11 protein-coding genes and 1 tRNA gene are annotated in these 13,308 nt (G+C 58.5%); 3 read left to right on the forward strand and 9 right to left on the reverse strand.

Annotation, left to right across the window (positions count from 1 at the left end; all coding sequences use genetic code 11):
• Positions 1–863: 863 nt before the first annotated feature.
• The 4 genes from GDV60_RS02285 to GDV60_RS02305 all read right to left on the reverse strand — a co-directional run bounded on the left by GDV60_RS02285 (position 864) and on the right by GDV60_RS02305 (position 4,643).
• Positions 864–1,187, reverse strand: coding sequence for a hypothetical protein (locus GDV60_RS02285; RefSeq protein ID WP_159906148.1), 324 nt, complete (start codon positions 1,185–1,187; stop codon positions 864–866).
• The gene (locus GDV60_RS02290) at positions 1,184–2,161 is read right to left on the reverse strand and encodes an integrase domain-containing protein (protein WP_159906150.1); all 978 of its coding nucleotides are present in this window, start codon (positions 2,159–2,161) and stop codon (positions 1,184–1,186) included. Before GDV60_RS02290 ends, GDV60_RS02285 begins: the two co-directional genes overlap by 4 nt.
• 911 nt (positions 2,162–3,072) lie before the next feature.
• The gene (locus GDV60_RS02300; RefSeq protein ID WP_159906154.1) at positions 3,073–4,395 is read right to left on the reverse strand and encodes an integrase arm-type DNA-binding domain-containing protein; all 1,323 of its coding nucleotides are present in this window, start codon (positions 4,393–4,395) and stop codon (positions 3,073–3,075) included.
• 172 nt (positions 4,396–4,567) lie between these two features.
• A tRNA-Thr gene (locus tag GDV60_RS02305) sits at positions 4,568–4,643 on the reverse strand.
• Positions 4,644–4,896: 253 nt separating this feature from the next.
• On the opposite strand from GDV60_RS02305, the gene GDV60_RS02310 reads away from it, so the two are divergent.
• Both GDV60_RS02310 and bcsQ read left to right on the forward strand, forming a co-directional pair.
• Positions 4,897–5,745 carry an SDR family NAD(P)-dependent oxidoreductase gene (locus tag GDV60_RS02310; protein ID WP_159906156.1) on the forward strand — a complete coding sequence of 283 codons (849 nt, stop codon included), beginning with the start codon at positions 4,897–4,899 and terminating at the stop codon, positions 5,743–5,745.
• Positions 5,746–5,885: 140 nt separating this feature from the next.
• Positions 5,886–6,788 carry a cellulose biosynthesis protein BcsQ gene (gene bcsQ, locus GDV60_RS02315; protein WP_256679351.1) on the forward strand — a complete coding sequence of 301 codons (903 nt, stop codon included), beginning with the start codon at positions 5,886–5,888 and terminating at the stop codon, positions 6,786–6,788.
• 210 nt (positions 6,789–6,998) lie between these two features.
• Here the strand turns inward: bcsQ and GDV60_RS02320 are convergent, their stop codons facing one another.
• From GDV60_RS02320 to GDV60_RS02340, 5 genes are all read right to left on the reverse strand, one after another.
• Complete coding sequence (locus tag GDV60_RS02320) at positions 6,999–8,222, reverse strand: methyltransferase (protein WP_159906158.1); 1,224 nt, start codon at positions 8,220–8,222, stop codon at positions 6,999–7,001.
• Positions 8,203–8,892, reverse strand: coding sequence for an ABC transporter permease (locus GDV60_RS02325; RefSeq protein WP_029295855.1), 690 nt, complete (start codon positions 8,890–8,892; stop codon positions 8,203–8,205). The genes GDV60_RS02320 and GDV60_RS02325 overlap by 20 nt, the downstream gene beginning before the upstream one ends.
• 38 nt (positions 8,893–8,930) lie before the next feature.
• Positions 8,931–9,626: an ABC transporter permease gene (locus GDV60_RS02330; RefSeq protein ID WP_076961640.1), complete on the reverse strand. Its 696-nt coding sequence runs from the start codon at positions 9,624–9,626 to the stop codon at positions 8,931–8,933.
• 75 nt (positions 9,627–9,701) lie between these two features.
• Positions 9,702–10,454 (reverse strand): ABC transporter substrate-binding protein, encoded by a 753-nt coding sequence (locus tag GDV60_RS02335; RefSeq protein ID WP_032862321.1) that lies wholly within the window; start codon positions 10,452–10,454, stop codon positions 9,702–9,704.
• A 13-nt stretch (positions 10,455–10,467) separates the two neighbouring features.
• Complete coding sequence (locus tag GDV60_RS02340) at positions 10,468–11,241, reverse strand: ABC transporter ATP-binding protein (protein WP_029295861.1); 774 nt, start codon at positions 11,239–11,241, stop codon at positions 10,468–10,470.
• 553 nt (positions 11,242–11,794) lie between these two features.
• Here GDV60_RS02340 and gabP point away from each other — a divergent pair.
• Complete coding sequence (gene gabP, locus GDV60_RS02345; RefSeq protein WP_159906160.1) at positions 11,795–13,186, forward strand: GABA permease; 1,392 nt, start codon at positions 11,795–11,797, stop codon at positions 13,184–13,186.
• Positions 13,187–13,308 lie beyond the last annotated feature (122 nt).

Consider the following 13,308-nt stretch of genomic DNA (forward strand, 5'->3'; position numbering starts at 1 on the left):
TGGAGTATGCCAGCAGGGGGCACGAAAAAAAGACAAAGCATAGATGAAGGTATTTGTTGTATGCGCGTTAAATCGTGTCGATGTTGAGAGTGCGACGGCGTGGCTTTCTCCATACGCTTTCGTTCTCGGACATCTGATAAAGTCTCTTTCCAAGATTTTATATATTCCATCACTGCACTTTCTCCTTCTACTACCTTGAAGCTTGAAGTGAATAGCCCTACTATCTGCCTATATTTTTATGATGATTGGATGTCTAGTTTTAATATATACTTTCATCTGCTCATTAGTATCAGTGTGCCATTAGGTGGGGCCAATATTCAACCTCCGATGCTATTTAGGGGTGCTCATTCAAATTATTCAAGGGCTTGAGTCTAAACCGATTATCGACTCGGTCATTGATCCGACCACGAATGCTGTGTGTTATCAAGCCTTTAGAGCTCCCAGCGTGGATATACTGACTTGATGCTAGCCACGTCGCCCGGAAAGCTAAATCAGCCTAAAATCGGGAGACGTCGAGAATCACCTCGCGTCAGCCTGCAAATTCAAGTGAGTGTTTGCCGGGTTAAGATGCCCAACAACCGTCCTCCATCGAGACGACCAGGATCGGGATATCCCTGAACCTGTCGGAAGACCTTTCACGCTATCTCGCCGATCTGGCCAAGACGAGTGGCCAAGTGTGAGTTGCTTGGTGGTGGACGTTCTTCACGACGACATCGAGCATGAAAGGACTCAGAACGAATGGGTAGAACTGCGGTGGAGCAGACCGATTAAGGTAAATTCATCCACTGATGAACAACTAGCAGGGATGCGTGCCCCGCTTGGGATGCGGGATGCGGGATGCGGGTTGAGCGGCTGGAAAACTCTCAAGAACCTGGAAGACGAAGATAATTGTGGCGATTAGCGTCCTTCGCCTTATGGTTGAACTGCCATGGCTTTCCTAATCGCTTCGTGAGCAACCGTATCGTCAGCACAAAGTAATAGCGTGATGATTCCGCATGCCCATTCAGGTGGTGATTTAAAAGCCACACGAGGTGCTTCCGCTGCCACATCCACGGATTGTCTCGATGCCAGCGGTCTGCAATTGCATTTTGGATAGCCTTAGCCTGCCGAATATGGCGCTGGCGCGTGGAATGCGACCCGCTCAGGACGCCCGCCAGAAACAGCTCCATTTCGAATGCTTTGCTCATGCTCGGCCTCCGATGTACGCCGACACTATGTCGATACGCCCGTGACCTAGTTCATAGCTGATTTGCGCCCGAGCTTCACGATCCAAACGCTGGTCCAGTTGGTAGCAATGGCCGCCATTGATGGGCGCGGGATGCTGGGTGATCTGCTCATAGCGTTCACACGCATAGGCCGCCCGAAATTCGTGGAAGCCTTTGAGGTGATGGGTCTGCAGGATGCCCCGTGCGAGGCGGACGACTTCCCGCTGAAAGTCTCGATAGCTTTCATTAGGTGCCAGCAGGTTGCGGCTACCGGTGGGCGACACATGCTCGGCGTAGTTCAGTGCTTCGCGAATATGATCATTGGTGACTATCCAGCGAGGTGCTGACGTTCCCGAGCGACCTCCTTTGGTGCCATCCTGAATGTTGATCTTGTCGTAGTGTTCGACCTCCCGTTGAAGACGCGGTAGGTCGGCTAAGATGGCTTCGCGCAGGCGCATCCCTGTGGTGCGTGCCAACTGTGCGATGGCGGCGGCACGAGGATGCTGTTTGCGGAGCGCATCTAGGATGCGCATCACGTGTTCGCGATCCTGGCCTTGTGGAACTCTCGTGCGGATTGTGGTGCGCTGCATTTCCAGCGCCTTGCTCGGACTCGGCACTTTCACGTGCTGATCACCACGAAGCGCTGCCATGGTCCGGTTCACGCTGGATAATCGATTTTGTGCGGTGGCGATAGTGAAGTCGCCGCGCTCGACTAAGTGACGCAGATGCGCCGCGTAATCCGACAAGATCTGGCGATCTATCTGCCGTGCATCGTTGAGTCCTGGTCCATCGTCTGAGCGGCACCAGCGCACGAATGCTTGCCAACGATCACTGTGCGCTTTGACGGTCCCGTAATGCCCTCCGCCGAACATGTCTTTTAACGCCAGCGGCCCGGCATAACTCATTTGCCGACCATAGCCAAAATTGCGCCCGTCACGTTTACCTACCAGTGCCATGATCGAACTCCGCTCAAAGCCAAAACTTTTAAAACCTTCCCCACGTCATCCCGCCAAGAATGCTGAGTGTTATCAGGGATCAAGGCCCCTGCGACCTGTGAGGGTTGTCCACTAACGCGGGACTGGCGGCTCTTTACGACCGGGAGCTTGGGCACCTCATGATCTGGCCTCCTGAACACTTCCAAAGAAGTGGGCGGGTGGAGGCTGCGCCGGTTGACGAGACCGGCGCCGCGAGATCCTGAGTCAGGTGAAGGCAGTGAAGCGATGACCGGGGCATGCCTGACTGTCAGTCAGGTGCAGTCCATTCCGTGGGCTGCGGCACCATCATCTGCATCGCTGTTGCGGGTGACTTCGGTGTTTGTCACGCCGATTGTCACGAGGGGGGATGCCGCAAAGCCTTGTACGAGTTGGGCTGCAGCAGCGGTAGGAGCGCCCGTCTCTTTCCGGGAGAAAGAGACGGGCGCAGGTTGGCGCACGGGAATGGCCAAGCGGATAGGTTGCTGCAGGGCAGCTATGAAAGAGGATGAGTTGCCGCAGTGGGCACACTGGTAAAAGTAGGCATCCATCACATCGCTGTGACCGTGCGAGCCGCCGGACGCTAATCGCACTTTGGGAGAACCACCACCGTGTGGCGTAGCCTTAAAGGTTCTGGCTACCTGGGTTGCTGTCGGCGACAGCGCTTTGCCCGATCTCTTCTACGCCTGTGGATAATTCGGGTCAAGGCTCGAATTTTCGGGAGTTCTGCGGCTGTGGATGAAATTATCCACCGGTGGAAATCAGTGGTTTTCCACAGACAGTTGTGTGGGCTTTAGATTTTTTAAGTGAGGTCCATCCAAGCAGGGCGGCTTTGCAGCCCTGTTTGGATGGACCCGCGTGGACAAGCGGATCACTGAGATATAAAGACCGAGCGCTTACTCAGTTGCGCCACGTTTTGCTTTTAAGCGAGTGACGTTCGGTCCGGTCTGGTTCGCGAATTCGTGTGGAGTGACATGCTCCTGCCGGTTGGCCTCCAGGTACCGGCTCCACCAGTTCATGATCAGCCTGCGCTCCTCGATGAACTCGGCCTTGTGGATGTAAGCGGCGCGGACGTTGTTGCGCTCCTTGTGGCTCATCTGCCGTTCAATGGCTGTCTCCGACCACAATCCTGACTCGATCAGTGCGCTGCAGGCCATCGAACGAAATCCATGCCCGCAGATATCGGTTTTGGTGTCGTATCCCATCGTCCGAAGCGCGTTGTTTACGGTATTTTCGGACATGGGCTTCCAGGGTTTGGCATCCCCTGCGAAGACCAATGCGAATTTGCCTGTGAGTGCATGGATTTTTTCGAGTAGCGCCACTGCTTGCGGCGATAAGGGTACTAAATGGATATCCCCTGCCATCTTCGTACCCCTTGTGGAAAAGGGTACTCCCTCCAGCGCGGGTCGAGTGTCCGGTATCTCCCAGGTGCCGCGTTTGAGGTCGAACTCGCTCCAGCGTGCGAAACGCAGCTCACTGGATCGTACAAACACATGCAGCGACAGCATCACCGTAAGACGGGTAAGTGCCCGGCCTTTATAGGTGTCGATCCGCTCCTGCAGTTCCGGCAGTCGCGATAAGGGTAGAGCGGGGCGATGTACCACCCGCGGGGCTTTGATCGAGCCTTCGAGATCGTAAGCAGGGTTTATGGTGATAAGCCGGAGGCGCTTTGCCTCGCGCATGATGCTCTGCAGGTAGTTTTGTACCCTTAAAGCTACGTCGATCGTTCCGCGCTTCTTGATCGCTTCCAAGGGCTGCATAAGGTCATGGGTGTCGAGATCAACAATGGCGCGTGCGCCGATCAGCGGGAATACGTGGGTTTTGAGGCGGCTCATCACTGTCTTGGAATGGCCTGGTGCCCACTTGGCCGACATTTCCGTATGCCAGTCGAGCGCAACGCTTTCAAAGGTTCTGCCTTTGATTACGGCTTCCGCCTTGGCTTGGTGCTTGGTTTCTATAGGATCAAAGCCATCCGCCAGCATTCGCTTGACCTCCAAGCGCTTGCGGCGCGCATCGGCGAGGCCAATGACGGGGTAGTTGCCGAACGAGGTCAGTCCTTCCCGTCCGTCAGGTTTGACGTAACGGAGCCGCCAGCCTTTGCGGCCATTGGGCTGGACTAGGAGGTAGAGGCCATCACCGTCGAAAAGCTTGTAGGCGCGGTCTGTAGGTTTTGCCAAGCGGCAAGCTGCGTCGGAGAGCGGAGCTGTGGTGCGCGACATAAGGGTACTCCCTTTTATCGAAGTGACCTGTATCCCAAACTCTACCCTTAAAACGGTTGGAATCCACCAGTTTCTGACGGAAACCGATGGACCGCCAAAACGAAAAAACCCGCCAGAAGGCGGGTTTTTCGGGGGTTCCAGAGATTTTAAAAGCCTTCTCTGGAACCTTGTATGGTGCCGGCACCAGGAGTCGAACCCGGGACCTACTGATTACAAGTCAGTTGCTCTACCAACTGAGCTATACCGGCGTGTTAGGGCGACGATTATAGCGATTGAAAAGGTTCTGTAAACCCCTGAATTCTGACTATTTTTCAGAACCCGGTTTTTCCCCTTCTGGTCGTGCGCTCCAGCGGTTTCACGAAGGCGGATGAGGGCCTGTGCCCAGGCCCTGGGGTGGCGTGAGGCTTGATACGCAGAAGGTATCAAACTGCCCCTTGATCAGTATTAAACAACACCGTTGTTCGTTGTTAAGTTGAGGTGGCACTCAATGAGGAAAAGCCCATGAACTTTGCAGGAAAAACTGCCGTTATCACCGGTGCAGGCCGTGGCTTGGGTTTTGTCTACGCACAGGCGTTGGCCCGGCGCGGGGCTAATGTGGTGGTCAGTGATATCGGCGCCGATCACCTCGGTTCGGGGGGCGATAATGCCATCGCTCAGGATGCGGCGCGGCGTCTGCAGGCTCAGGGGTTGAGGGTGGTTGATCATCAGGGCGACTTGTCCAGCGAGCAGGGTTGCCGGCAGTTGGTCGAGGTGGCCATCGCTGCATTTGGGCAGTTGGATATCCTGATTCATAACGCCGGCTGGGTGGGGTATCAAGCCATTGAGCAGGCGGACGCGGCGTTTATCGGGCGTGCACTGGATATCAATGTCTATACGCCCATTTGGCTGTGCAAACATGCCTGGAAACACCTCAAGCAATCGGCGGCGGCGCGGGTGGTGCTGACGTCTTCTGATCGGGCGATGTACCAGCAATATGCCCAGCCCGGTCTGGTGGCCTATGCGGCCGGGAAGATGGCGCAGTTGGGCATCATGAATGCCCTGAGTATGGAAGGCGCTAAGGACGGGATTTTGGTCAATGCGGTGTCGCCGGTGGCCAAGACGCGCATGTGGGGGGTTGATGGCGAGCCGGATAATCTCAAGCCTGAGTGGGTAGCGCCCGGGGTGGTGTTCCTGGCGTCGGGGCAATGCCAGGACACCGGCTACATCTTACGGGCCAGCAACGGTCAATTTACTGCGACGCGGTTTGTCGAGAATCCGGGGGCGGAATATCCCGTGGACCTGGCGCGGGTCAGTGCGTCCAGTGCCGAGCAGGTTGCGCAGCAGTGGGAGCGGATAAAGGAGAGTCGTTAAATTGACGATTAGCCGTTCGTCGCAATTATCATGATAAAAAACACCAAAATAATGACACTCACCTAGTCCTGTCACATACTCCTTGAACAACAAATGCACCCAGGTTCTATAAGAGGTGCCGTGATAAGGGAGGAGTGGCTGTGAGCCAGGCCGACGAAGGTTTCGCAAAGAATACTGCTAGGCATGAGCTGCAGATAACGTCGACGCTGCAGTTCTTCGAAGACACCCCCCTGGACGACGTACGCCCCCCCGCTGAACAACCCCAGCCAACTGCCATGCCGACCTGCCGCGCGCGGGTCGTGGTGTTGGCGTCGGTCAATGGTGGGGTGGGGCGCAGCACACTGGCGACGTTATTGGGCAGTGGCTTGCAACGCCTGGGGCGTGCGGTGACGGTCTTGGAACTGGACCCGCAAAACGCCCTGCACCTGCATTTCGGCTTACCTCTGGACACTCCGGGACTCGGTCGCGCCAGCCTGTGCAACCGACCGTGGGATCACCTCGCCCAGCCCGGTTTTGGCAGCTGCCGCGTGGTGCTCTTTGGCCAGACCGACATGCAGCAGCAAGAAGACCTGCAGCGCTGGCTCAAGCAGGATCCAGAGTGGCTGGCGCAGCATTTATCGCACCTGGGCTTGAGTGAGCAGGACACGGTCATTATTGACACTCCCGCCGGCAATAACGTCTACCTGCACCAGGCACTGCACGTTGCCGATACCGCGGTGGTGGTGGCCCTGGCGGATGCGACATCACTGGGCGCACTGGAGCAGATGCAACGGTTGCTGGCGCCACACCTTGCGCCCCCCTCGGCACTGCGTTGCCACGTGCTCGTCAACCAACTGGACGAAGGCAACGCCTTCAGCCTGGATATGTTGGACTTATTCCAGCAGCGCCTTGGGGAAAACGGTCTGGAAGTGATTCATCGTGACCCGATGATCAGTGAGGCGCTGGCCTTTGGCGGGGACCCGCTGGACAGCGCGGCTGCGAGCATGGCCTGTGACGATATCCATGGGCTGTGCCAGCGATTGGAGGGCGTCTTATACGGTTAGGTGCAGATGCTTATGCACAATCCGTTAGTCGGACAGCTGTTGAAACAGTCATTTTGTGGAGCTGTTCTCATTACGCTGCAACTGCCTGTTTTGCGTGCGTTTTATTTTGTGAACAAAAAATGACCAGTCAGCATTTTGGCCTGTGGTGCCCGTAGATACGGGGGATTCAAAAAAATCATCAACAGAGTTATCCACAGGTCCCGCTGCCCTTTAATCGCGCTCGGCGAGCACCATCAGGTTGCGTGGTGTCAGGGAGGTTTCGCAGAAGTGGCCGACTTGAGCCTTGTAGCCGTTTTCTTGCAGAAACAGTGCCCGATCCAAAACCAGCCACACTTCCAGGGGGCGGCGAAACAGGCCACGCACCAACTCCAGGTTTCGTACCTGTGCCAGGCGTTGCCAGCCGTGCTGCTCCAGGGTTGGCCAATCCTGTTCGCCTGTGGATAAACCCTTGAGCGCCGCCAGGTGCCGGCAGTAATCAGCGAAGGGCCGATTCAGCCATTCGCTGGGCAGTGACGGCGTGGGCAGGTACTCATCACACCCGCGCAGTTGCCGCTGCAACTGGTCGAAGCCCAGGCGCCGGGCCATGGAGGTGTCGCGTTGCAGGCGCACCCGCGCGCCAGCGGTGACGGTTTCGCTCAGGGGCAGGCCAAGATCTTCGCGCGATAAACGCAGTGCCGAAGCGCGGGCCGGGGTCGACAGCGCCTGGTACTGCTCGCTGCCGATGCGGTTGTAACAGCAGGGCGCCACGGCTAGGTGCATGCAGCCGGCGGCGCTCGCCAGTTGCAGCAGGCGTACGTGCAGATCGCCGCAGGCATGCAGGGCAACCGGGGTGTGTTCGTGGGTGAGGTGTTGCGCAGCGTCCTCGGCCATCACATCTTGCTCGCGATGCAGCGCTGGCAATCGATGGTGATCACTGAGGGCTTTGCCCGCGGCAACCAGCGCGGGATCGTATTCCAGGCAGGTTAACTCTTGCCCCGGTTGCAGCAGCCGACGGCCGAGGTGGCCTTTGCCGGCGCACCAGTCGAGCCAATGGGCGGGGCGCTTAGCAAACTGCAGGGCGGCGCCAAAGGCCTCGATCTGCTGCCATTTGCGCCCAGGTACATCCACATTCAGACGAGACGGCGGCGTATGCAGTGCGCCTGACGGTAACTTATCCACAGCACTCAAGCATGCGGCGAGCTGCGCCCAGTGGGGAAACGGCGCCGGCGCCTGTAGTTCGGTGGGCAGGTTGTGGCTGCTTTCGGCTTCTGCCAGCGAGCGCTGGCGCAGCCATTGGGCCAGTTGCGGATGCTGGGTTTCCCAAGGCATGTGCAGGTGGGTAAAGGGCCGTGGTCGCCACAGCCCTTGATGCTCGGTGAGGAACGCATCCAGCGCGAGGAAGCGTTCCAGCAGGCGCTCGCCCGTCAGCCGGGTATCAGCGGCCCTGGCAGGCATCGACCCGCAACCAGCGTTCCAGCAGCTTGAAGCCGCGCACCAGGACGTAGGCCATCAGCAGGTAGAACATCCCGGCGGCAAAGAAGATCTCCACCGGCAGGTAGGTACGAGCAATGATGGTGCGGGCCATGCCAGTCAGCTCGAGCAAGGTCACGGTACTGGCCAGGGCGCTGGCCTTGAGCATCAGGATCACTTCATTGCTGTAGGCCGGCAGGCCGATGCGCGCGGCACGCGGCAGGATGATGTAGAACAGCGCCTTGGGCTTGGACATGCCCAGTGCCCGCGCCGCTTCGATCTCACCAGGCGGGATGGCCTGGATCGCGCCACGCAGGATTTCGGCAATGTAGGCGGCGGTGTGCAGGGTCATGGTGACGGTGGCGCACCAGAACGGGTCCCGCAGGTACGGCCACAGGGCGCTTTCGCGCACGGCATCGAACTGCGCCAGGCCGTAGTAGACCAAAAACAACTGCACCAGCAGCGGTGTGCCACGGAAGAAGAAAATGTAGCAGTAAGGCAGGGTGCGCACGTACCACAGGCGTGAGGAGCGGGCGATGCCCAGGGGGATCGCCAGCAGCAGGCCGGCGATCACCGCGATGGCTACCAGCTCCAGGGTCAGGGTCGCGCCCTGGGCCAGCCGTGGCAGCCACTTGATGATCACGGCCCAGTTCAGGCCCAGGTCGAAATGCGACAGCCAGCTGTAGTCGCCGTTCATTGCGTGCTCCTCGCAAAGCCGCGAGCGGCGCGTTTTTCCAGGAAGTACATACCGGCCATGGCCAGGACGGTGAGGCCCAGGTACATAAAGGCCGCGACCATGAAGAAGGTGAAAGGCTGCTTGGTGACGGTCACGCCGATTTGCGCGTGGCGCATGATTTCTTCCAGGCCGATCACCGAGACCAGCGCGGTGTCCTTCATCAAGATCATGAACAGGTTGCCCAGGCCCGGCAGGGCGATGCGCCACATCTGCGGCATGATCAGCCGGGTGAAGATGCGCAGCTTCGACAGGCCCAGGGCAATGCCCGCTTCACGGTGGCCCTTGGGGATCGCCAGGATCGCGCCACGGAACACTTCGGTGGCGTAGGCGCCAAAGCACAGGCCTAGGGCGATCACCCCGGCGGCGAAGGCGCTGAGCGACAGGTCGGGGTTACCGAAAAACTCCCCCAGGGCCCGCATCATATTGACCGTGCCGAAGTAGATCAGCAGCACCCACAGCAGTTCGGGAATGCCCCGCACAATTGTCGAGTAAGCGCCGCCAAGCCATTGCAGGAACTTGTACGGGGAGGTCTTGGCCAGGGCACCGGCCAGGCCGAGCACCAGCCCCAGGCATAACGCCGTGAGCGCCAGTTTGACGGTCATCAGCGCGCCGGCAGCGAGTGCGGGGCCGAATCCGTAGAGATCGAAATTCATGGTTTTTTCATATCGCGCAAGGCATTGCGAAAAGCCGGCGCGCTCAATTGAGCGCGCCGGTCTGGTCAATCAGGATCATTCGATGCTGAAAGGGAAGTACTTGTCGTTGATCTTCTTGTAGGTGCCGTCGGCCTTGATTTCCGCCAGGGCCTTGTTCAGGCGCTCGCGCAGTGGGTCGCCTTTACGCACGGCGATGCCGATCTTGTCGCTTTCTACAACCGGATCGCCTTTGAACTCATAGGCCGAACCGTCTTTGCTCTTGAGCCACTCGTATTGCACGTACTTGTCGGCGAGCATCCCGTCCAGGCGGCCGGAAGTCAGGTCGAGGTAGGCGTTTTCCTGGGTGTCGTAGAGCTTGGCGGTGGTGTCTGGCAGTTTGTCTTCCAGGTAGGTACCGGCCAAGGTCGCGCGCTGTGCACCGATGATCTTGCCTTTGAGGTAGCCAGCGTCGGTCTTGAAGTCCTTGATGGATTTTGCCGCGATGAATTGCAGCTTGTTGGAGTAGTACGGGTCGGTGAAGTCAACGGCTTGCTTGCGCTCGTCGGTGATCGACAGCGACGACACCAGGAAGTCGAACTTCTTGGCGTTCAGGGCCGGGATGATGCCGTCCCAATCCGAGACATACACTTCGCACTTCTCGACTTTCATCTTGGCGCACAGGGCGTCGCCGATGTCTTTGTCGAAGCCGACAACGTTGCCGCTGGCGTCTTTATTGTTGAAGGGCGGGTAGGCCGCTTCGATCCCCATTTTCAAAGTCTCGGCCATGGCCGTGGCGCTGAATGCCATGGAAACGGCGGCGGCCAGGAGGAATTTTTTATAGTTCTGCATGCATGTTGCTCCGTTAGCGGTTGCTGGACATGAATTGTTTGCAGCGCGCCGAAAGCGGGTTTTCAAACACCTGCTGTGGCGATCCTTGCTCTTCGACCAGGCCCTGGTGAAGGAACACCACTTCGCTGGACACTTGGCGGGCAAAGCCCATTTCGTGGGTGACCAGCAGCATGGTGCGGCCTTCTTCGGCCAGCGCGCGGATCACATTAAGTACTTCCTGAACCATTTCCGGGTCAAGTGCCGAAGTGGGCTCATCGAACAAAATGACTTTGGGTTGCATCGCCAGGGTGCGGGCAATCGCTGCGCGTTGCTGCTGGCCGCCGGACAATTGCGCCGGGTAGGCGTGGCGCTTGTCACCAATGCCGACCTTGGCCAGCAGCGCCTCGGCTACCTCGATGGCTTCGGCCTTGCTCTGGCCGAGCACGCGGCGTGGGGCCTCGATGATGTTGTCGAGGATGCTCATATGTGGCCAGAGGTTGAAGTTCTGGAACACAAAACCGATTTCGCTGCGCAGGCGATTGATCTGCTTGCCATCGGCCGCCATCAGCTCGCCGTTTTTCGCGGCCTTGAGCTTGAGCTCTTCGCCGGCCACCAGGATCTGGCCCTGGTGCGGGTTTTCCAGGAGGTTGATGCAGCGCAGGAACGTGGACTTGCCGGAACCGGAGGAGCCCAGGATCGAGATCACATCGCCGTCGCGAGCGGTCAGCGAGATGCCTTTTAGCACCTCCAGCTCACCATAGCGTTTATGCAAGTTGCGGATTTCAAGCGCGGGCGCGGCCAAAGCCATGAGCGGTCCTCATTGTGTTCATTGCGTTCCTGCTGTTGGGTCGCCTTCCTGGCGTGGCGCCAAGCTAGCATAGCGTTCGGATGACAGCCAACAGCGCCACGGGCGTTAAACAGGCGGTGTGTGACAGGTTGTCGCATCGGCACAGCAGCGTGTCGCGCCATCAACAACCGAACAACCGTTTTAACCGATAAACCCGTGGCAGTCGCGTAAAAAAGGGCGCGATGGTGCCAGCTTTGGCCGGGTGTTGGAAGGGTTAAACAGGTAAACGGTGCCTATCAGCCCTTTAATTGGGCGTCACTTACTTTCTGTGTGTGTTTTTGGTGCGCTCATCCGTTCTGGAAGTGAGTCGGCTGGTAACGTTGTGGCGGATTGCCAGTAATCTCAATGGCTTGCGAGTGCTGGAGGATTGTCCTACAGGCCGCGTCAACCTTGGCTTTGTAACATTTTGGCGCAAATCTTGCGTAAAAAATAAAGAACGCCCCGTTTGTTTCTTTTCACGAAGTGGCAGCAGGCCGGGTGGACCGTATTCGCAATTCCTCGCAAAGGTGTGTCAATGAGTAGTACGCAAAGCTCCAATGACCTCGAACAGGGGCTCAAACCGCGTCACGTCACCATGTTGTCGATTGCCGGTGTGATTGGCGCCGGTTTGTTTGTCGGCTCCGGCCACGCGATTGCGGCAGCCGGGCCCGCCGTGCTGCTGGCCTATGCGGCGGCCGGTACGCTGGTGGTACTGGTGATGCGCATGCTGGCCGAGATGGCCGTCGCGTCTCCCGACACCGGTTCTTTTTCCACTTACGCCGACCGGGCCATCGGCCATTGGGCCGGTTTTACCATCGGCTGGCTATACTGGTGGTTCTGGGTGCTGGTCATTCCCCTGGAAGCCAACGCCGCCGCGACCATCCTGCACGCCTGGTTCCCCGACGTGGCGATCTGGGCGTTCACCCTGGTCATTACCTTGTTGCTGACCGCTACCAACCTGTTCAGCGTGAAGAACTACGGCGAGTTCGAGTTCTGGTTTGCCCTGATCAAGGTGGTGGCGATCATCGGTTTTGTGATCCTCGGCGTGCTGGCGATCTTCGGCTTGCTGCCGGGCAGCCAGGTCAGCGGCGTGTCGCACCTGTTCGATACCCAGGGCTTTTTGCCCAACGGTATGGGCGCGGTGTTGGCGGCAATCCTGACCACCATGTTCTCGTTCATGGGTACCGAGATCGTGACCATCGCGGCCGCAGAATCGAAGAACCCTGGCCAGCAGATCACCAAGGCCACCAACTCGGTGATCTGGCGGATCGGTTTGTTCTACCTGGTATCGATCTTCATCGTCGTGGCCCTGGTGCCGTGGAACGATCCGACCCTGGCAGCCGTAGGTTCCTACCAGACCGTGCTGGAACGCATGGGCATCCCGAATGCCAAGCTGATCGTCGACCTGGTGGTATTGGTTGCCGTGACCAGTTGCCTGAACTCGGCGCTGTACACCGCGTCGCGCATGCTGTTTTCCCTGGGGCGTCGTGGCGACGCACCGGCGGTGGCCAAGCGCACCAACAAGAGCGGCACGCCTTATTGGGCGGTGATGTTGTCCACAGGCGCGGCGTTCCTCGCGGTGTTTGCCAACTACGTGGCCCCGGCGGCGGTGTTTGAATTCCTGCTGGCCAGCTCCGGCGCGATTGCGCTGCTGGTGTACCTGGTGATTGCCGTGTCGCAACTGCGCATGCGCCAGAAACGTACGGCGGCGGGCGAGAAAATTGCCTTCAAGATGTGGCTGTTTCCGGGCCTGACCTACGCAGTGATCGTGTTTATTGTCGGTGCGTTGACCATCATGCTGTTCCAGGAAGCGCACCGGGTGGAGATTATTGCGACCGGTGTGTTGAGCTTGTTGGTGGTGGCTGCGGGGTTGCTGGTGGCGAGCCGGCGCAAGGCCCGCAACCTTGGGGCTGCGGTGCTGAACTAACCAGCACCCCCGCAGGAGCCGGCGCCTGGTGCGCCGCCGCCTTGCTGCAAACGCCCCGAAACACTGTAGGAGCGAGCTTGCTCGCGAGAAACGTCAACGATAACGCGTGCTGCCTGAATAAA

Source organism: Pseudomonas sp. DTU12.1 (assembly GCF_009873475.1).
Lineage (GTDB): Bacteria > Pseudomonadota > Gammaproteobacteria > Pseudomonadales > Pseudomonadaceae > Aquipseudomonas > Aquipseudomonas proteolytica.